Origin of the sequence: Thermoactinomyces sp. DSM 45891, from assembly GCF_900119485.1 — a bacterium.
Taxonomy (GTDB): Bacteria; Bacillota; Bacilli; order Thermoactinomycetales; family Thermoactinomycetaceae; genus Baia.
In genome coordinates this window covers 1-20179 of the sequence record NZ_FPJZ01000024.1, presented here as the reverse complement: position 1 = coordinate 20179, position 20179 = coordinate 1, and the positions used below count along the sequence as shown (strand labels likewise).

Sequence of the window (20179 nt, the reverse complement as noted above, 5' to 3'; positions counted from 1 at the left end):
GCTCCCACGGTGATTATCATCCACTAATCTTAGTTAGATCAATGGTTTATGATTAACAACCACCAAAGCCGCAACCTCCTCTACCGCCGCCCCAGCCTCCTCCCCAACCACCGAAGCCGAAGAAGCCACAACAGCAGAAGACGCAGACAATGGCTAAAATAACAAGGATGATCCAGATACCACCACCGCCCCAGCCAAAACCGAAGCCGCCGCCGCCATCATAACATCCGCCATTTAAACCACTCATGTGAATACCTCCTCTTTGGGAAGTTTCCCATGATTTAATTTATGTACAAGATATCTAATTGGCTGGACTAGTATCCGAGCGATTATCACCTATTTTTTATTCTGCTTCTTTTTTGCTTAACCAAGTAAAAAGCAAAATCAAGAAAAAGCTAATAAATGCAAGGACTGGAATCGTAATCAAACCATCCAACCAATTCAAATAATCTTGGCTACATGGGATGCCAACCTTACATTTGAGCATTCCCCCAATAGAAGGCACTTGTTGGACTAAAATATGATAGCTAGAAATCAAAATACCAATGCTTGCAAGGGAAAATACATATTTCCCCACTTCTCGATCATCCCGAAATGTAGCAATACCAAGTAATAAGACAAGGGGATACATAAAGATCCTCTGATACCAACACAGATCACAGGGGATCCAGCCCAATACCTCGCTCATGTAGAGACTGCCTCCAGTAGCGACAATCGAGACAATCCAGGCAAAATATAGAGCGTATCTAGATAAGAAGTTCATTATTTCCCACCTAGTTCTTTATCCAATCTCGCCTTAAAAGCTTGGACATTGTTAATCTCAGCATCTGTTGCCATCTTGCCATTGATGTATACAACTGGCACTCCTGATATTCCCAGTGATTCTACGTACTTATTGTCCGCTTCCACATCTGCTTTGTACTTGTCAGACTTAATATCCTTGACCACTTGTTCGGCATTCACCTCAGGGATATTTTTCTTGATCAAGTCAACTAAGAAATCAGCTGCTTTTCCTTCTGGTAGTTTATTGTATTCAACTTGATTGTTATAAACTGCATCGTAAAATTTCCAAAAGGCCTCTTTATTTTGTGCCATTACGGACTTAGCTGCCATTCCGGCAACGAGTGGTTCCGGTTTCATAAATTGAAATGGGGCAAATGTAAATTGTACTTTTCCAGAATCAATATACGGCTTTAGCTGTGCATAATGTTGATCATGGAACAGTTTACAGTGTGGACAACGGAAATCCCCGATCTCCACAATCTTAACCGGTGCATCTGCTTTTCCGATTGTAGCTTGTTTCTCTACCTTCAGATCAACCACCTTATCCGATTGAACTGCATCTGTTTTTTTTCCAGAATTGAACATGTTTACTAATGAGTAAACCCCAACACCCAAGAACAATACTAATAAAGTGATAAAGACAATCGTAGTATTATCGCGTTTTCCTTTTTGTTTATGGCGATTTGCCATAATAACGCCCCCTTTTTATTCAGTATGAATCTTTCATGGCAATATTATTGTAGCAAAAAATTGGAGATACCAAGAGAATCTTTTTTTTGGTTTTTACGTCAATTTTTCCTTAAGAGTTTGATTTTTCTATCTTTTCATCTTGCAAAATGGTTCCCATCACTTGTACCATAGAATTAGACTAACAATAAACAATTATTTACGCCATATTTATGGAGGATGATGCGAATCTCCGAAAAGTAATATTCGATTCAACCATATGACTATCAATTCATGTACGTGCCAAAAACAAACCAATTTCATAAACTATACAAGGGCTTCCGTTTGAGCACTATCCATTCTTTTCCATACCAATATATACAGGATCTAATTTTCTATAAAACAGGTAACACTTATGATGTACACCATACACTTGGCCTTAGTGTTCCAAAACCTTGAGTTAACATCAAAGGGATCGGGGGTTCCCCCTGTATGAAATATGTCATTGATACAAATGTACTTTTGACAGGGATAAGCTGTCCAGAAGAACTACAAGATGCTAAATTCGTCATCACAGCGATGGTACTTCGGGAGCTAGAGAAACATAAGTTAAGTCATAATCCGCGTCTAGCTTATGATGCTCGTGTGGCTACTCGATATATTGAACAAAATCAAGAACAAATGATTTTCGATACCAAAGATTACAAGGTACAGCTCGGAGATCAATTTGATCCAAACTATGCTGATAATAAAATCCTACAATGTTGTGTGGAGAATCAGTATGGAATTATCACAAATGACCTGCTTTTAAAGCAGAAAGCTCGAGGTTTAGGAATTCAAGTTTTGGAACAAGATCAAGATGAGTGCGCGTATACGGGATACATCGAAGCAGATGTGGACGACGAGCGTTATGCAAACTTACTTCATAACCTAGATGAAAATGTTTTTGAATTGCTACCAAATCAATACCTCGTCATCAACAACGGCAGCAAGCATGTAGATCTGCTTCGATGGACTGGTGAAACCCATATGCATGTTCGCCCACGAGGATTTGAAACTCTCTATTTTGGGAAATTCTCTCCTCGAGATGCTTACCAGCGCTGTGCACTTGACAGTTTACGAAATAATCCTATGACTGTAGTCAAGGGAAAAGCAGGGACTGGAAAATCACTCATCGCCCTGAACTACGCGATGCATCAGATTGAAAAAGGAAAATATGATCGTCTCATCTGTTTCGTAAACCCTATGGCTGCTAGAAATAGTGCTAAATTGGGCTTTTATCCAGGAACACGGGATGAGAAAATCATGGATTCGGCTATTGGATCCATGCTATGTAGTAAATTTGGCGATAAGATGGTATTAGAAGAGCTGATGAAAGGAAATGAAAAAGAAAAACAACCTCCAAAGCTCTTACTACTACCCTTTAGTGACATTAGGGGCTTTGATACAACAGGTATGAAGGCCATTGTCTACATCATTGAAGCACAAAACTTGGACGTGGATCTAATGAAGCTCGCTGTCCAACGTGTCGGGGAAGATTCCAAACTCATTATTGATGGGGACTTCGAAGCGCAAGTGGACCATACTAGTTACGAAGGAATCAATAACGGGATGAGACGATTATCTGAGGTATTCCGTGGACAGTCTTATTACGGCGAGGTAGAGCTACCCTTTATCTACAGAAGTGAAATTGCCCGAAAAGCAGACGAGATGTAAAGCAATAGAAAGAGAACAGATTGATACACCGATCTGTTCTCTTTCTATTAACAGCTTTCTACCCCATTATTCAACATTCCCTATCAGTATCATACGTGGGCTATTTTCATGATATGAAGTACCATTAAAGCCTCCATACATTTGCTTCACACGGAGGCCATTTCGATGTAGCATATCAATCATTTGGTCATATGTATACATTTTTACTTGCTCTGTATAAGTTCGCTCTCCTTGCTTGTCCGATAATGTAATCTTTTTAACCACAAAATCACCCTGAATAGAGCGCTCCTCTTGAATATGGATACCATCTTGCTCCCGCTGGCTCACGGCCACTAGATGTTCAACCACATATTCACGGTTCAGATAATCTATTAAAAAGCGTCCCTTCGGCTTTAAAACGCGTGCCACTTCCCGGATCACTTGTTCATTTTCTTCATCTGTCTCAAAATAGCCAAATGAGGTAAATAAGTTTAGTACTACATCATACGTTTCTCCTACAAAGGGCAAATGCCGCATATCTCCAATGATAAACGGAATCTTATATGGTTGATTTCTAGACACCGCTTTTGAAAGCAGTGTAGGCGATAGATCCAAACCCACTACATTGAGATGCTCCATAGCAAGGGTTGCTGTATGTCTCCCCGTTCCACAACATAAATCTAATATAAAATCATCAGTCGTTAACTGAAGCCACTCTGTTATTTGTTTTACTTCTTGTTCTGCATTTTGTTGATCGCGATGATGATAAACGAGTAAGTAATCTTTTCCAAAACTCTCCTGATACCATGTCGACACCTATAACGCCCCCGCTACTCTATTTCAATTAACAACATACTCTTATGTTATTCCCTACTCTCTAACAGCTAACCTTTATCATTTTTAAAAAGAATAAAGTGGTTAATACCAAGAAAATGGATCTCCATTATATAAGTATAGGATAGCAAATATTGCCTAAAATGAAAACGATCGTTATAAACCAGCGTGGGCTTTCTCATTCGTATACGGTATAATAGAAGAAGAATCCGATTTACCATCATGCGCATCCGTTTGCGTAGATATGCAGGAGTTAACTATGAGTACACGATTTGAGGCTATATTAGAAATCGAGACGATGTTTCGGTTGATTCAACGCTCTATGCGAAAAGAGCTTCGGGAAGCATGGGGAGAAACACTGACTGGAGCTGAGTTTGTCCTATTACATCACCTTGATTTGCGCGGGCCGCAGATGATCACTGCCTTAGCTCAAGAATTTGAGGTTTCAGTTAGTCATATCACACATGTAGTAGATCAGCTCGAAAAAGAACAATACGTAGCACGCCAGCGTTCTCAGCTGGACAAACGGGTAGTCGAAGTTCATATAACCGAAAAAGGACAAGAGAAATCATCTTGGATGTCTGAAAAAAGGAAAGAGTACCTGCTGCAAAAGTTTGATCCTTTTACACTCGATGATCTTTCAATCCTTCAAAATTTGTATAAAAAGCTTTTATAAATACGTTACAATGCGTTTCATTCTTCTAACATGGGTGAAACGTATTTTCCTTCATTTATTTAATCTTGTAAAACAAATATTTCGGGAAGGTGAATATTAACCTATGGAAGATTTAAGTAGACGCGAGAAAATCTTTATTATGAGCGCTATTGCCTGTGCATTACTCTTTGCTTCGCTCAACCAGACGATCGTCATAAATGCCCTACCTACCATCGTCGCTCAGTTACACGGAGCAGAATTATTTAACTGGGTGTTTACCATTTATATGTTAACCTCCAGTATTACAGCTATTTTAGTTGGAAAGTTATCTGATCTGTACGGTAGAAAGATGTTTATCTTAGTCGGAATTGGATTCTTTCTTATCACATCTTTTCTCTGTGGCACCGCTACATCTATCGAACAATTAATCTTTTATCGCGGCCTGCAAGGAATCGGCGGTGGTATGATCTTATCCACTTCCTTTGCTGCGGTAGGGGATTTATTTTCTCCACGCGAAAGAGGTAGGTGGCAAGGATTCTTAAGTGCTACATTTGCCACCTCTAGCATCCTTGGTCCCACCATTGGCGGTGTGATCGTCGATACATGGAATTGGCATTATATCTTTTGGGTCTTTCTTCCTATTGGATTTATAGCCTTTTTACTTATCTCAAAACTGTTTCCCACTATCAAGAGTTCAGGAAACAAAAAAATTGACTATCTTGGATCTATCCTATTAATAGGGACTATCGCCCCATTTTTATTAGTGTTCTCGTTAGCAGGAAAAGATTATCCTTGGCTATCTCCGCAGATTATCGGACTATCTTGTTTATCGATTTTGAACCTTGTTCTCTTTATTCGTACGGAGAAAAAGGCCGTTAATCCGATTCTCCCGCTTACCTTATTTAGAAACAAAATCTTCACACTGGCCAATAGTATTAATCTGCTTCTTGGGATGGGGCTATTTAGTTGTATAACCTTTACTCCCTTCTTTTTACAAGGAGTTCAAGGGAAAGATGCTACTACCTCAAGTGTCATTATGATTCCTATTCAGTTTGGTCTAGTCTTTGCTAGCTTCTTTACAGGACAGATCTTATCCCGAACAGGAAAATATAAAAAACTAAGCATCTTTGGACTCGGTTTGATACTGGTGGGGATTTTATCTATGCTGGGTACAGCGACTTATACCACTTCGCTCCAAACAATGCTACAGTTATCAATAATCGGCCTAGGACTTGGGATCACATTCCCTATTTTTTCGGTCACCATTCAAAACGCTATCCCGTACGAACATCTGGGGACAGGCACATCCTCCGTGCAGTTATTCCGCCAACTAGGAGGGACTGTCGGGGTTTCCGTCATGACAATGATTATGCAAGCCTCTCCACAAAACAAATTCATAGGCGAGGTCTCTGCTTCCGCGGCATCTAACAGCGGGCTTCCAAAATCTACTGTAAAACTGTTAAGAGATCCACAGATCCTAATGAATCCGGAACAATTGAATCAAGTTCAAGCCCATCTTACACCAGAATCTCAATCCTTTATGCAATCGATCTTAGTGCAAACAAAAGATACTCTCCTTACTTCTTTGCATCATGTTTATCTAGGGATTGGTATACTCATCCTCGCTGCCTTTATCATTAGCTTCTATATACCCGAGATCGAACTTCGCACGAGTAATAAACGTTAAGTTCTTAAAATGAGAAAACGAGCCAAAAAGGGCTCGTTTTTTTATGATATAAACGGTTTGACTTAACCGGTCAGATGAAGGAACTCTATAAATTTGATAAGTGCTAAAACATTTTACAGCAAGTGGCTAATCCTCCAGTTGAACTCTTCAATCATAATCGGGATGAAATACTCCATGTTTTCCGATGTCTGTTCACCTTCAATATTGCTTAAAACAATGTGATTGCAATATTCCACTAAACTGTTCCAATCTGTAAAACTTGCTAATATCTCACTACAGTCAAGGCTATTTAAACGTATGTAGAAATCTTCGTCTTGCTTCAGTACATAATCCAAACCAATAATGGCAATGTTCAAGTCCACACAATCTTTGACAAACTCATGGATGGCACTCACCGGGAGATAAACTTCTCCTTCAGCAGCCAAATGCCCATTTTGTTCGTACTCTGTAATTAGCCATTCTGCTAACATGTAGCTTACTCCTCCCTTTGTTGGGTGAGCGTCTTCACGATCTCCTCGTCTGTTCTATTATAGTTCATTTGCATATGAATAAGATAAAAATATTAATTTCTCTGCCCAAGTCTTACAAAAATTTATTTTTGTCGACATGATCCATAACGTAGTTTCATGGCTCATATTGTAAAAATTTGTATATAAACTATATACAATGAAGAAAGCAAATCTCCTGCTCTTATTTCATTTTTTTTTTAAAATACAAACAAGACCCCATGACTAACATTAGCTAGTCGCGAGGTCCTACAAACTGAAATTATTTCGCTTTTTTCGCAATATCTGCAAGGTCTGCAAATGCTTTTGCATCGTTGACAGCGAGGTCAGCAAGCATTTTACGGTTAATATCAACGCCAGCAACTTTCAAGCCGTACATTAATTTGTTATAAGAAAGTCCATTGATGCGCGCAGCTGCATTGATACGTGTAATCCATAGACGACGGAAATCACGTTTCACTTGACGACGGTCGCGGTATGCGTACATCAAAGATTTCATTACTTGTTGTTTCGCTGTTTTAAACAGTCTATGTTTGGAACCAAAATATCCACGTGCTAGTTTAAGTACCTTTTTACGACGACGACGTGTAACGGTACCACCTTTCACTCTTGCCACTAGTAATCCCTCCTGAACAAATCCATTATGTTATAGATACGTAATTAAAGATTCGATACGCTTTTGGTCGCCCTTAGACAGATATGCACCCTTACGTAGGTTACGCTTTCTCTTTGGGGATTTACTCTCTAAAATATGGCTTGTAAATGCATGGCTACGTTTTACTTTGCCCGTACCCGTTTTCTTAAAGCGTTTTGCTGCTGCTTTTTTGGTCTTCATTTTTGGCATGAGCGAGTCCTCCTTACGATTGTTGTTTTGGGTTTAGAATCATGATCATCTGACGACCCTCTAGTTTCGCTGGACGCTCCACATCGGCGATCTCTTTTACTTCTTGAGCCACACGATCCAATACCTTACGACCTAGCTCTTGATGAGTGATCTGACGACCCCGGAAACGAATCGATAGCTTCACTTTGTCGCCATGTTGCAAGAACTTGATAACATGCTTCAATTTGGTCTGCACATCATTCTCTTCAATCGATGCGCTCAAACGTACTTCTTTCAGTTGAACGATCTTTTGATTCTTGCGAGTTTCCTTATCCTTTTTGCTTTGCTCATAACGGAATTTTCCGTAGTTCATAATCCGGCAAACAGGGGGTTTGGCTTGTGGTGCAATATTCACAAGGTCAAGATTTTGTTCTTGTGCCATTTTAAGTGCATCACGTAATGCGACGATTCCAGCTTGGTCTCCGTTTGCATCAATCAAACGTACTTCGCGGGCGCGAATAGCTTCGTTGATTTGATGTTGTTGATCTTTGCTGATGACCTGCCACCTCCAAAAAATGTAATATAGATAAAATAAAAAAGTGTGGACGTATGATGCGCCCACACTTCTGATTCCTGAAGTTTATACAATCCATCAGCGAATGTCAAAACCTAATCTGAACAAAATGTCAATCAGGTGAGAAGCGGGCGCCTCTTCTTACACGAATGGTATGAATATATCATGTTGGTTACAGAATGTCAACTCGCATAAGCAGAACTGCTTACTGCATGATCTTACCAAATATCTAACCCCTTCTCAATGCTTCTGCCCTACTTAACCTGATTTCGTAACAATTGATTTAATCTCTCCCACCACTTCTTAATCTTTCTATGAAGAGATTCATTTTCCACAGATTCCGAATGGATCTTTGCCAACTTTGACTCTGTATATATCTCTTTTGTATATATATCTTCACCTGCCTCATGCAGCGTTGGTATCTCTCCAACATCATACGAAGTCTCTTCTTCAACCATGGCTATGATCGTCTCAGAGAACTGTAATAGACACTCTTGCCCGATGGACCTGACAACCGATGCTCTGGAGATTGCGCGATGGTCAAATGAATCTGGAGCTAGTGATTCCAGTTTAGCGATCTTTTTGCTACCTACTGCGTTCGCATAAATCGCTAACACACTCTGCATTTCTGGAATGGAATTTGCCTCATTGGCTGGCTTATCCCAAGTAGAAAAGCTATTTTGAAGCAGCCTCAACGTACGGTCTTCTTGGCCCGTAAGAACGATTTTATCTTTCAAAGTAGTTTTAATTTCCTTCCATACTTCTAGAAAATCGGGAGCATCTTGGATCATGGATCTCCGAATTCCGTGTACCTCCGTTGCTCTCGCTGAAATCCGGCCCTTAGCCTTCACTAAACTGTGATAGAGTACGATACCTGCAAAGTCAACAATCGCAACCTCCAGAACCTCAGATGATTCTCCCAACCCTGTTCCCACTATCTCAAAAATTACCATGCCTTCTTGCCATGTTAGATTCATCTAGACCCTCCGTTCCCATCTCTTTTCTATGAGTTATGATATGCATCTCATTTGCCTATGACATTCATCTAGGGAAGAAAATACAAAAAAGCTTCCACCAAACGCAAATGGTGGAAGCTTTTTGATCTTAGCGACGCTCTTTGATATCTTGAACTAGGTCTTTCAACAATTCTTCAATCTTCCAAGATACTTGCTCTTTATTATGACGACGACGAACTGTTACCGATTTCGATTCTTGTTCCTTCTCCCCTATGACAAACATATAGGGAACCTTTTGCACTTCTGCTTCTCGGATTTTATATCCAAGCTTCTCTTCTCGGAGATCTGCTTCTACCCGAATACCAGCACTTTTTAGCCGCTCTACAACTTCACTAGCATAATCATTGAAGGATCGCGATACCGGAATCACTTTCGCTTGAACAGGCGCTAACCATAGTGGGAAATCGCCCGCAAAATGCTCAATTAAGACTCCTAAGAAACGATCAACTGATCCCATTACAGCACGGTGAATCACGACCGGGCGATGTTTCTCATTATCTTCTCCGACATAAGATAAATCAAATTTCTCTGGCATCTGGAAGTCAAGCTGAACTGTCGCACATTGGTGACTACGCTTTAAGGCATCACGGATGTGGAAGTCGATTTTCGGACCATAGAAAGCACCGTCTCCTTCGTTAATCCGATAGTCAATTCCCGAGCGATCTAGTACATTTTTTAAAGCCCCTTCTGCTTGTTCCCATAATTCATCCGAGCCCATCGAATCTTCTGGACGAGTAGAAAGTTCAATTGTATAAGGGAATTGGAAGACGGAGTATAGTTTATCAATCTGTTTAATTACACTAAATACTTCATCCTCAATTTGATCAGGACGAGCGAAAATATGAGCATCATCTTGTGTAAATGTACGGACACGAAGCATTCCGTTTAGAGCACCCGAAAGCTCATGGCGATGCACTTGCCCAAACTCTGCCATACGCATCGGTAAGTCCCGATAAGAACGAAGCTCATTTTTAAACATCAGCATATGCCCTGGACAGTTCATCGGCTTTAGTGCAAATTTACTTTCATCTACATCGGTAAAGTACATGTTTTCATGATAATGATCCCAGTGACCTGATTGTTCCCAGAGACGTTGATTCATCATGAGTGGAGTGCGTACTTCCTCATACCCAGACTGAATCTGGATTTCACGAGAAAGATTTTCTAACTCGTTCCGCATTACCATTCCTTTCGGTAGGTAGAAAGGCATCCCTGGTGCTTCTTCGGAGAACATAAATAGTCTCAAATCTTTTCCGATACGACGATGATCTCGCTTCTTGGCCTCATCTAGAAAGTGAAGGTATTCATCGAGTTGAGATTTTTTCGGAAAAGCAGTACCGTAAATTCGCTGTAGCATTTGGTTATCGGAGTTCCCCCGCCAGTAGGCACCTGCAATACTCATCAACTTAAATGCTTTTAGCTTACCTGTCGATGGCATGTGAGGCCCTCGACAGAGATCAAAGAATTCACCCTGATCATAGATTGTAATAGTCGATTCCTCAGGAAGATCACGAATCAACTCTAGTTTTAGGTGGTCCCCGATCGCTTCAAAAATTCCAATCGCTTCATCACGGCTTACGACACGGCGAGTAATCGGCACATCTTCTTTAATCACCCTAGCCATCTCTGCCTCAATCTTCGGCAAATCTTCTGGAGTAAGACGTGTAGGAAGATCAATATCATAATAAAATCCATCTTCAATCACAGGGCCAATCCCTAGCTTCACCTCAGGATATAGGCGTTTCAATGCTTGGGCGAGTATGTGGGCTGCGCTATGTCGGTATACTTCTAATCCAGCCTCATCATCCAAAGTAACAATTTTTAATTCAGAGCCTGATGGGACGTCACGACCTAAGTCTACCGGCTTCCCATCTATTACGCCTGCTATTGCCTTTTTAGCTAGTCCATTGCTAATAGAGGAAGCTACATCTAGAACAGAAACAGCTTGATCATATTCACGCACAGAACCGTCTGGTAATCGTACAGAAATACTCAACAGAACTCACTCCTTTAATGGTGATCGTCTTTAAAACAACAAAAAAACCCGTACCCAATAGGGACGAGCTTTGTGCCGTGGTTCCACCCTTGTTTAATCATGACTGAATCACAAAAAAGCCAGCCTGATCCTCAAGACACTGATAACGGTGTGTCACCGATTGCAGATACTAGCCCCGCAGGCATTCCCCACATTCGCTCAGAGGGGGTAATAGACTGTTCATAGGATGAAGGGATTTCCAGCCGATGATCCCCACTCTCTAGCATCGTAAACAGCTACCATGACCTCGTCACAGCTCTTACAGTTGAAGTTTGTTAATCATTATATGCAAGTAGGACCAAAAGATCAAGCATCTTCTTGCACAGGAATCGATTTTACATGGCAATGCTGACAATCATGGCATACCACTACCCTTCCCTCAAAAATCTGGAGAAGTGTGCGAACCACATTTTCCTCTTGTTGCTTCGTGTGTAGGACTAACTTTTCGGGTGCGATCGATAAAAGGGAACTAACAACTAAATCTTCATGTGAAAGACTTTGATCCATCAGTTCTTGCACAGCTCCATCCAGTTCGCGAAGTTGGTAAGGTGCTCCATCTCCCTTTAGTAACTGAAACTGTTTTGATCCTTTATGAACGACATGAATAAGTTCTACTTTCGGGCTTTGAACCGACACAAAATAACGAAGGAGTTCAATAAAATCACGATACTCTTTATCTAGTTGGTACTCTTCATACGCATCTTTTACACAGCGAGTCAGCGACTTCCGATACGCTTTGAGACGAAATCGAACAAACCCATCAATGGACAGGACACGATTTGAATCTAGATATATAGCAATTTGCTTACTAATCCGTTCTTTACGAACATGATAACCAGTGCGTAAATAACTCCATGAATTTCGTTCTAATAACTGTTGCGCACGAAATTCAATCTGGTCCATCTCTTCAAGTGCTATATTCGTGTGTTCCTTTTGGATAATTCCTCTGATCAAATCCGTTTCAGCAAAATCACACAGAAAGCTAGCTATAGCGTCTCCCATCTCTCGATGTACTTCCTTATCCTGAAGTCGGCGCTTCCGCTGGGTATGTATTTGGAAAAAATGAAGCTCTCCAGTTGGTTCTTCTACGAACGATGCATTGACACCAATCTTCTTTAACTTCATTATCATGTTGCCAAAGCGATCACGTAAAAACGCCAACTGAATGGGATCTCGACGAGAAATGGAAATAGAGTAGTCCAATGTCCCACTCCTTTCTTTGTCCACACTGGCATTTCTCCTATTATATGGGGTCATTGGCTAAGGTATACACAAAACCAAAAACTCTAGTGAAGCACTAAATATCCCAGCCCGATCACCGTAAAAATACCTGATACATAACGAATAATAATATCCCAACGGGTATTTGTTTTTATTCGGGCTAATCGAAAACCCGTTTTATTGGGCCAAAATAACGGAATGCCCGATACAGTTAGTGCATCCGCAAATAAATGCGAGAGATAACCAGCCATAAAATATTCAAAGTACACCTGATTCGGCAAAGCTAAAAAGCTAATCATTCCCACCAGCCCTACTCCCATAAGAGAATGAGTAAAGCTCCTATGAGGAACATATGCCGCGATCACCACATATAAACCCGTTAATGCAATCCATAGCGGACCATTAAAATAAAAACATGCAGCTATGAGCAAAAAGCCTATTAAAGAGGCAAAAATTGCCCGATATCGTGTCTTCAAGTTTAACGTTACATATTTACTAATATAGCTTCCCTTATGATCTAAATCAGGCAACATACTACTAAGGGTTGCCACCGCAATCCCGATGCAAATAGTTAGCCAATCTTGGCTCCCATCCCCATTCACAGTGGCATAACCAACCCCGAACAAAGCCCCCACCGATAAATGTGTTTTTCCAGTCATTTGATCTATCCCCCTTTGTAAACTGATATGCAACTATTTAGAGTCTGTTGTTCAGCATATTAGGGTAAACCTATTACCAACCAATAATAGGCTTGAATTTATGTACAATATATATTGTATTCTAAATCTAATCACTGCAGTGATTTATAATGTAAATAAGTTAATATTAGCGCGGAATATCACACTCAATCTTTATCTGGGTTAACATCAGTCAACCTTATTTCACAGTAGTGCGTGGTCAAAATGTGGGCATTGTGGTCAATGTTACTCAACCTTTTACTGCGTAGGAAAAAATAAAACAAGGATGCTGTGATTTATATAGCATCCTTGTTCACTTGAATCTATTTTAAAAGTCGCTTTCAGACCGGAGTCCAGAAACGATACACAAATATTTCTTCAATCACCTTGGATAGATGAGGTTAGAGTACAGATGATCTATTCAGATCCCAAAAATCAATTCCTTTTTGCTCAAATAGATCCTCAAGAGCTAATGCCCCATTTTCCTCCGCATAAGCCATTTCTTCGTCAGAAATGGGAATCATTTGTAACCATGTAACACTGCATTCTTCAAAACGAATGGTCTTTAATTCTCCACCCCATAAAAAAGGTGAAACAAAGAAAGCATGTTGCATTTGAGAATCTGGCATATACATTTTTACTACATCAGGATATATAGCCCCCGGAAAAATGGTATATCCAGAGTTAATGATGTTAAATGCACAGGTAGATATCATATTCGGAAAAGATTCGAAACCCGAAATACAAGCTCCTGCAAGTTCCACTCGAAGAGAAATCCCGTCAACAATTCGGTCTATTGAATATTCCCAAAGTCCAACTGTTGAGTAGGAGGTATAACCTTCGTCAGGACTGTCTGACGCAATTACCACACCTATTGAATTCTTCCTACTATCATCCCAATACTTTATGACAGCAGGTCTCCCCTCACCACAAAATGCTTCTCTTATCAACTTAGCTACTTGTTTACTCTCAGTTGGCACACTCATCTTCTTTACCACACTTCTCTCTTAGGGACCAAAATAAGTATCTGTATCATCCTCACCCCTGTGGCTCCTATTGGAACTAGGAAGCTCTGGGCGGAAATGATCTGGATTGTTATGCTCGTTTAAAAATTGCTTTCTGGAAATTCCTCTTTCCCTAGCACTAGCTTGATGCTTCCTGAATTCATACCCCGGTTTATGCCCCATATCCCATGGTTCATTACGATTCATCCTTGAACCCGTTAAAGGATCGTACACATTACCATCCGCACTTTTGTTTGAATCCCATGCTTTATCTCTGACACCTTTTCGATAACCCGATGGTCTCTTGTACGGATCTCTTGAAAACGCCTGCAAATCGAGCTTTAACTTGTTATGCACAAAGACGTGTGAATCAGATACAAAATAGGTGTGATAACCCTCGACAGTCATATTGTAAACCGTCGCGTGCTTCTTCTCCACTAAGATTTTCTTGATTGGCAGTTGTTTTCCTTCTGCTGTGAGGAGTAAATCACCAATACTTAAATCTTCTACCTTCAACCAGCCTGTGCCTTCTACCCAGAATGGATGCTCGGCTGTGGTCTCGATCTTTTCATTGCCTACGTGGACTGTATAGATCTCATCCACATCTCTGCTCATGATGCTAACTACCTTCTGGTAGGCAAGATCCCCTGTTTTATCATCTTTGGACAAGACTTTATCGCCGACTTGAATGTCTTCGATCGGTCTGTCTCCACGAGCAGTACGAACTAGAGTACCCGCAGTGAAGCAGTTGATCCGCTTTCCAATCTGCTCTCCAGCCGTTTCTATCATCTTTCCGCCTAGTCTTGCTTCTTTCGAACTAATTGGCGAAAAGAGACCAATCGCTCCGTATAGTCTTGGGACATCATCACCCGTGATGAAATCGTGTCCTGCAATAAGGACTACAGCATCATTGACACTACTTAAAATCGGGGTCTCAGCTACTATCCATGAAGCAGTTTCCCGTAAAGCGGACACCCAAGACGAAGTTTTACTACTAGTCGCCGATTTGGGCTTGGGCTTGGTGATGGACTTAATAGTGCTCTTGGCTTTCTTCACGGCCTTCTTAGTGTAACTCACGACTTTCTTGACGACTTTCTTTACCTTGTTGTAGACCTTCTTGATCGCTCGTTTAATGGGAGCAACTACCTTTTTAACGACCTTCTTCACTGCCCTATACGTACTCTTCGCTACCTCTTTAACCGCAGTATATGCCTTCTGAGCGTAGGTAGATACGGTGGATACGACAGCAGAGGCCGCAGATTTAACACCTGCTTTGAAGTCATTCCAATTATTCCACCATGCGTGACCATCTGGATCGCTATTGGAAATCGGATTTCCACCCGTATAACCGTATAGGTTGTAGTTTCCTGTATCCATCATGAGAGCGAGATGAGAGCCTGCATCGTTGTAAGAATCGCTGGTTAGGAATCGTCCCTCTCCCGGTCGATAGTCACGGAATCCGAGATCGTAAGACTGTGTATGCGAGTCCCATCGCTTGCCCTCGTAGCGGAAGGGATTGTACATGTCTTTATCTGGCTTAGTGGAATCGTGTTTATCCACACCCGTAAACATGTCTTTGTCATCTTCACCGTAAGGGGTAAACCCGTAAGTGGCTCGGATATTCCCTTTCTCGTCCGTCAGCATCTCGACACCGTTATTTCCTGCCTCGAAGTAGGAGAGTTCCTTCGTATCTTCTTTTAGCATGGTGAGTCGCTCGCCCCATGCAGAGTAGGAATAGGATTGAGTAACCTTACCTGCTACTTCTTCGGATAGGACTTGATCGGTGTTGCTTAAGTAATTGAAGGTGGTGGCCTTCTCGTTGGCTGTACCTGCCTTCTCTACTTTTGATGTAGTACGATCAAGTGGGTCATAAGTAAAACGAGACTTAATGGTCGTAACATTATCTTTGTCCAGCTTTGTATGCTCGACGGTGCGATCAAATTGGTCATAGGAGAATGTTTCTTTGTCTTTGCCATCCGATGTGATCTTCTCAACACGACCCATTGCATCGTAAATATACTTGGATGCGAGTCCAGCTTCCGTTTCCTCGATGAGACGGTTTTTATCGTACTTGTATGTCGAGAGTATACCATCTCTCGTTTTTTGCACCAGATTGCTATTCGCATCAAGGGTGTATTCTTCGGTAGAGGATTGGGTCCCAGATTTATCATAGCGGACAAGTCGATCTCGCGGGTCGTATGTGTACGCGTATGTGTTGTTGATTGGCTTATTGTTTGCATCGAGACCACTGTATACATCCTTGACGGGATTACCATGAAGGTCGTACTCATAACTATGCTTTTGCAATGAGGTTCCGTTTGTCTTCTTGGATTCCCACCCCGCAACAGATCCGTCTGGATTGTACTGATAATCGGTTACGATTCCGTTTGGCTTTGTTTCTTGTTTGGTTTTTCCGCTCACAGTATATTGAAAACCATATACTTGAGGTTTGTTATCCTGAACCGATTTCTTTTGAGAGAATTGGGTGACTTGATCCAAGCCGTTATAACTGTATTCCGAGATGCTATTCGAATACTCCTGCTTAAGCAAGTTCCCATGGACATCGTAATCGTACCCGATACTACGTTTGACGATTCCATCGACGACTTCTTGTACTTCCTTCACTTGATTAAGAGGAGTGTAGGAGGTACGGTATTCATCGACCTTCTTGTTACTGCTAGAGTCTTTCATCGAAACGATGTTATCGTTTGGGTCGTACACATATTCGAATTGTTTTCGTTCGTTGTCAGAGGTGCTTCCTTTCGATTGCAGACCCTCGTCCGTATTCTTCTTTAGCTTGCCGTCTGGGAAGTAATCCCATGTCATCTTCCGTTCAACCTTGCCGTCGGAGCTGGTAACGACGCGCTCTACTTGGTTCCCAATCTGGTTGTAATCATACTTCGTCGTGACACCCCATGTATCCGTGATGGATTTCAGCAGTCCATTGTCAAAGTACGTGAAGGTAGACACGTTACGCTCGGTCTGTCCTTCGGAAGGCGGCGTACTCACTTCAATGACGTTGCCTACGGAATCATATTTGTACATGATTTTTTGCTCTTCCTTGAAGCGCGGGTTTGAGCTATTGGGATCACGTGGGAAGATGATTTCTTTTACTCGGCCGAGATCGTCGTACGTCTTCTTTTGTACAAAATCGTCTGCGTATGGCGTAGCAGTTCCACGCGGTGGATCGACTTGGATCACATTACCCATCTTGTCGTAGGTATAACGTGTTGTTCTGGTTACACCCGCTTTTTGTGGGGATTGTTCCTCTGCTACAAACCCGCGAATATTGTAAGAAACTTTATGAACATTGCCTTCTTTATCCTTGGTTTGAATCGTTTTGCCGTCGGCATCGTAAACGGTCTCAATCGATTTCCCATCAGCATCGGTCACTTTAATCGGGCGATTATTTAAATCGTACGTAGTCGTAACGACGTAATCGTTAGGATTATCTGCGGTCTGGTTCCCTTTTGGTTGCGTGACTTTGGTCTGGTTCCCGATCTTATCGTACTCGTACGTAATCTTGTGTCCTTGGCTGTTGGTAACGGCGACGAGTTGGTTCAGTTCATTGTACGTATGCGTTGTGGTGTAATCATTCGGATCATCAGTGAGATTGCCTTTCGGCTCTACTTCCTTGATGAGATTTCCTAATTCATCATAGAAATAGGTGGTTTTCTTCTCTGGATCACTCGGATGATCTTTCGGCTCGATTTCCTCTACTAAGCGGTCGTACTCATCGTACTTATAAACAAATTTCGCTCCAGTTGGAGAAAGTTTCTCGATTACATTATCGTTTGCATCATAGACCGGGGCAGGGGTAGTGATAAATTCACCCTTTGCTTGGTCTTTCGACATTTTGGATTCAAGCGGTCGGCCAAAGACATCGAAGGAAAAGGTGGCAATACTCCCTTTAGGGTCAGTCACTTTGATGACGTTGCCAAAGTCATCATATTGGGTAACCGTTGTGTTTCCTAGAGCATCCGTTTCCTTCTTAACTTCTCCGTTGGCATCATAGCCGAAGTCGGCTGCGCTTGGATCACCATAGGTAGTGACTTTCCCATTTGAATCAGTGACACTCTTCACGAGTCCGCTATTCCCGTGGTAAGCAGTAGTGGTTTTATTTCCTTCGGTATCCTCCACCGATACTACATTTCCTACCTCATCATAGGTAGTCTTGGTAAAGCGACCTTCTGGAGTAGTGGTTTTGATCAACTCCGCTACATGCTTGTTGAGCGAATACTGGTAGTCATAGCGGGTCGACTTTCGTTTGGATTCATCTGAGATCGCATTGTTCACCGGATCGGTCGTGGTTAAGACATTACCCAGTTCATCATACGTCCACGTGGTAATTCCACCATTGGGATCTTTTTTCCACGTCATGTTATGGTTCTGATCGTACTTGAACTCGGTTACGTTCCCTTTGGCATCGGTAACCTTGATCGGATCTCCTTTGTCATCCATGAGATACTTGGTGGAGTTCCCTTTCAGATCGGTTTCGGTTCGCTCTTTATCTTTATAGGTGTAGAGCATGACCTCATCTTTTTTGTTACTCATTTTGCTGACTCGATGCTTATTCTCACCGTCTGTATAGTAATCGATCTTCGTAATGTTTCCACGAGGATCTTTGATCTGATTAATAACGTTGGTAGAAAGTAGGTCATAAGTAAATTCGTATGTTTTTGCGATGTTGGTTCCCGCACCATCCACAAACTTTGTTAAGCGGTTGGACGCGTCATATGTGAATTCAATGACTCGTTGTGGTGTCTCGGTTGCCGTTGGTTGTAGAGCCTTGATCTTGGATACTTTGTGATTATCGTTGTAATCGATGGTGAGAGTCTGACGGTTCTGTGAGTCGGTTACATAACGTAGCAACTTGATTGGCTTGTTACTCACGCTTTTCTCTTCGTATGTGTACCGTAAGTTATTCCCATTTTGGTCAGTAGCTTCGACTAAATACCCTTTGTCATCGAAGTAGTATTGTGTACGATCTGGTTCAGTGACCAGCCACTTGCGACTACTCGCACCGCCGCTTAGGTACTGGAGATAGAGCTCGTCCCCCGGCTGAGATTTAAATTCTTTTGCCTTCTCATCCCACGTAAAGGTGTGGTTCGTTCCATCGCTATCAAGGAGATCCATGGAACCTCGAATGATTTTATCCTGTTTATCCGTATAAACCTGATCACCCAAAGATGAGCCTAAGCGAACAAAACTAGAGGTATCTAGCGACCAACCGACACCAATAGGCGAATCACTGGTATCCAAACTGTTATAAGTTAGGTTTACAGAAGTGGAGAAATCTCCACGGGATGGATTCTCAAAGGAAGCGTAGGAGAAACTTGCATTCCCACGATAGAGGTTAATTCCTGTCCCGCTCTTATTTCCATCCGTAGAAGCATGGTTATCGTCTACTCCCAGATCTTTCCCGCCGTTTGGATCCTCCACCATAACGAACTGATTCAGAGTCGGAATCGGGTCTTTACTCTTCGATAGCCAAGTTCCGTTTAGCTTCAAATCCCATTGAAGGATCAGCCCTTCACGTAATTGGTTTGGCTGGCTAATGGCAGGAGCTTTTACTCTTCCTCGAACGGTAATCGTATCACCAGGCGGGATATTAACCGTAGCAACGGATTCATTGCCATTCGCATCAATCGGTTTAAATTCGGCTCCGATACAGTTATCTTCGGTTGTCCGGTCCGTTCCGTTAGGGAGTGCCCAGTGGCAACCGAGTGAATCGGTGCTACCACTCCATGCGGTATCGGTTGGATTAGATAGGGTAACCTCCACTTCATAGCTTTGGCCTGCCTTCATCGTAGTCGGTGTTTTCGGCGAGTAGTATGAATTGGCGGCTTTTTTATCGATATAGACCACTTTTAGCTTCGGTTTTAGCTGTGGTGCAAGGGTCATCTCACTACTAACTGTGAGTAGCTTCTCTTTCGCTGTTTTGCTTCCTTCATCACTATGACGGATCATGAGACCACGGTTCGATGATCCATCTTTGACCCA

The 20179-nt window shown here is 41.9% G+C and carries 17 protein-coding genes and 1 other annotated feature; of the genes, 3 read left to right on the top strand and 14 right to left on the bottom strand.

Annotated elements, in window-relative coordinates; genetic code table 11:
• Positions 1-52: 52 nt before the first annotated feature.
• The 3 genes from BT147_RS13825 to BT147_RS13815 form a co-directional block, all read right to left on the bottom strand.
• Positions 53-247, bottom strand: a complete 195-nt coding sequence (locus BT147_RS13825; protein WP_072336578.1) for a hypothetical protein — start codon at positions 245-247, stop codon at positions 53-55.
• Between the two features lie 96 nt (positions 248-343).
• Positions 344-763, bottom strand: coding sequence for a disulfide oxidoreductase (locus tag BT147_RS13820; RefSeq protein WP_072336575.1), 420 nt, complete (start codon positions 761-763; stop codon positions 344-346).
• Positions 763-1473, bottom strand: a complete 711-nt coding sequence (locus BT147_RS13815; protein WP_072336573.1) for a thioredoxin domain-containing protein — start codon at positions 1471-1473, stop codon at positions 763-765. The genes BT147_RS13820 and BT147_RS13815 overlap by 1 nt, the downstream gene beginning before the upstream one ends.
• A 468-nt stretch (positions 1474-1941) precedes the next feature.
• Here BT147_RS13815 and BT147_RS13810 point away from each other — a divergent pair, with 468 nt between their 5' ends.
• Positions 1942-3165: a PhoH family protein gene (locus tag BT147_RS13810; protein ID WP_072336570.1), complete on the top strand. Its 1224-nt coding sequence runs from the start codon at positions 1942-1944 to the stop codon at positions 3163-3165.
• Positions 3166-3231: 66 nt separating this feature from the next.
• On the opposite strand, the gene BT147_RS13805 is transcribed toward BT147_RS13810, so the two are convergent.
• On the bottom strand, positions 3232-3960 hold the full coding sequence (locus BT147_RS13805; RefSeq protein WP_072336567.1) for a class I SAM-dependent methyltransferase: 729 nt from the start codon (positions 3958-3960) through the stop codon (positions 3232-3234).
• A gap of 277 nt (positions 3961-4237) precedes the next feature.
• Here BT147_RS13805 and BT147_RS13800 point away from each other — a divergent pair, with 277 nt between their 5' ends.
• Entirely contained in the window at positions 4238-4654 is a 417-nt protein-coding gene (locus BT147_RS13800; protein WP_072336564.1) for a MarR family winged helix-turn-helix transcriptional regulator, read from the top strand.
• Positions 4655-4757: 103 nt separating this feature from the next.
• Positions 4758-6320, top strand: a complete 1563-nt coding sequence (locus BT147_RS13795; protein ID WP_072336561.1) for an MDR family MFS transporter — start codon at positions 4758-4760, stop codon at positions 6318-6320.
• Between the two features lie 113 nt (positions 6321-6433).
• Here BT147_RS13795 and BT147_RS13790 read toward each other — a convergent pair whose 3' ends face one another.
• The 10 genes from BT147_RS13790 to BT147_RS13745 form a co-directional block, all read right to left on the bottom strand.
• Positions 6434-6790, bottom strand: a complete 357-nt coding sequence (locus tag BT147_RS13790; RefSeq protein WP_072336558.1) for a hypothetical protein — start codon at positions 6788-6790, stop codon at positions 6434-6436.
• A gap of 298 nt (positions 6791-7088) precedes the next feature.
• Positions 7089-7442: a 50S ribosomal protein L20 gene (rplT, locus tag BT147_RS13785; protein WP_072336555.1), complete on the bottom strand. Its 354-nt coding sequence runs from the start codon at positions 7440-7442 to the stop codon at positions 7089-7091.
• 30 nt (positions 7443-7472) lie between these two features.
• A complete protein-coding gene (gene rpmI / locus BT147_RS13780; RefSeq protein WP_072336552.1) occupies positions 7473-7670 on the bottom strand; it encodes a 50S ribosomal protein L35 in 198 nt (65 codons plus the stop codon).
• Between the two features lie 13 nt (positions 7671-7683).
• Positions 7684-8226 carry a translation initiation factor IF-3 gene (gene infC, locus BT147_RS13775; RefSeq protein WP_176786668.1) on the bottom strand — a complete coding sequence of 181 codons (543 nt, stop codon included), beginning with the start codon at positions 8224-8226 and terminating at the stop codon, positions 7684-7686.
• A gap of 10 nt (positions 8227-8236) precedes the next feature.
• Positions 8237-8372, bottom strand: a sequence feature (ribosomal protein L20 leader region).
• A 105-nt stretch (positions 8373-8477) separates the two neighbouring features.
• On the bottom strand, positions 8478-9200 hold the full coding sequence (locus BT147_RS13770) for a 3'-5' exonuclease (protein ID WP_072336549.1): 723 nt from the start codon (positions 9198-9200) through the stop codon (positions 8478-8480).
• Between the two features lie 127 nt (positions 9201-9327).
• Positions 9328-11235 (bottom strand): threonine--tRNA ligase, encoded by a 1908-nt coding sequence (gene thrS, locus BT147_RS13765; protein ID WP_072336546.1) that lies wholly within the window; start codon positions 11233-11235, stop codon positions 9328-9330.
• 345 nt (positions 11236-11580) lie between these two features.
• Complete coding sequence (ytxC, locus tag BT147_RS13760) at positions 11581-12501, bottom strand: putative sporulation protein YtxC (protein ID WP_072336543.1); 921 nt, start codon at positions 12499-12501, stop codon at positions 11581-11583.
• 59 nt (positions 12502-12560) lie between these two features.
• Positions 12561-13154, bottom strand: coding sequence for a metal-dependent hydrolase (locus BT147_RS13755; protein WP_072336541.1), 594 nt, complete (start codon positions 13152-13154; stop codon positions 12561-12563).
• A 419-nt stretch (positions 13155-13573) separates the two neighbouring features.
• A complete protein-coding gene (locus BT147_RS13750; protein ID WP_286119526.1) occupies positions 13574-14170 on the bottom strand; it encodes a suppressor of fused domain protein in 597 nt (198 codons plus the stop codon).
• Between the two features lie 9 nt (positions 14171-14179).
• A complete protein-coding gene (locus tag BT147_RS13745) occupies positions 14180-20146 on the bottom strand; it encodes a polymorphic toxin-type HINT domain-containing protein (protein WP_218159121.1) in 5967 nt (1988 codons plus the stop codon).
• Between the last annotated feature and the right edge of the window lie 33 nt (positions 20147-20179).

Bases quoted from the DNA above. Each gene is read 5' to 3' on its own strand.
- rpmI (WP_072336552.1), bottom strand. From the start codon at position 7,670: ATGCCAAAAATGAAGACCAAAAAAGCAGCAGCAAAACGCTTTAAGAAA.
- BT147_RS13770 (WP_072336549.1), bottom strand. From the start codon at position 9,200: ATGAATCTAACATGGCAAGAAGGCATGGTAATTTTTGAGATAGTGGGA.
- BT147_RS13810 (WP_072336570.1), top strand. From the start codon at position 1,942: ATGAAATATGTCATTGATACAAATGTACTTTTGACAGGGATAAGCTGT.
- BT147_RS13825 (WP_072336578.1), bottom strand. From the start codon at position 247: ATGAGTGGTTTAAATGGCGGATGTTATGATGGCGGCGGCGGCTTCGGT.
- BT147_RS13795 (WP_072336561.1), top strand. From the start codon at position 4,758: ATGGAAGATTTAAGTAGACGCGAGAAAATCTTTATTATGAGCGCTATT.
- BT147_RS13745 (WP_218159121.1), bottom strand. From the start codon at position 20,146: ATGATCCGTCATAGTGATGAAGGAAGCAAAACAGCGAAAGAGAAGCTA.
- BT147_RS13800 (WP_072336564.1), top strand. From the start codon at position 4,238: ATGAGTACACGATTTGAGGCTATATTAGAAATCGAGACGATGTTTCGG.
- BT147_RS13815 (WP_072336573.1), bottom strand. From the start codon at position 1,473: ATGGCAAATCGCCATAAACAAAAAGGAAAACGCGATAATACTACGATT.
- BT147_RS13755 (WP_072336541.1), bottom strand. From the start codon at position 13,154: ATGACTGGAAAAACACATTTATCGGTGGGGGCTTTGTTCGGGGTTGGT.
- BT147_RS13820 (WP_072336575.1), bottom strand. From the start codon at position 763: ATGAACTTCTTATCTAGATACGCTCTATATTTTGCCTGGATTGTCTCG.
- BT147_RS13790 (WP_072336558.1), bottom strand. From the start codon at position 6,790: ATGTTAGCAGAATGGCTAATTACAGAGTACGAACAAAATGGGCATTTG.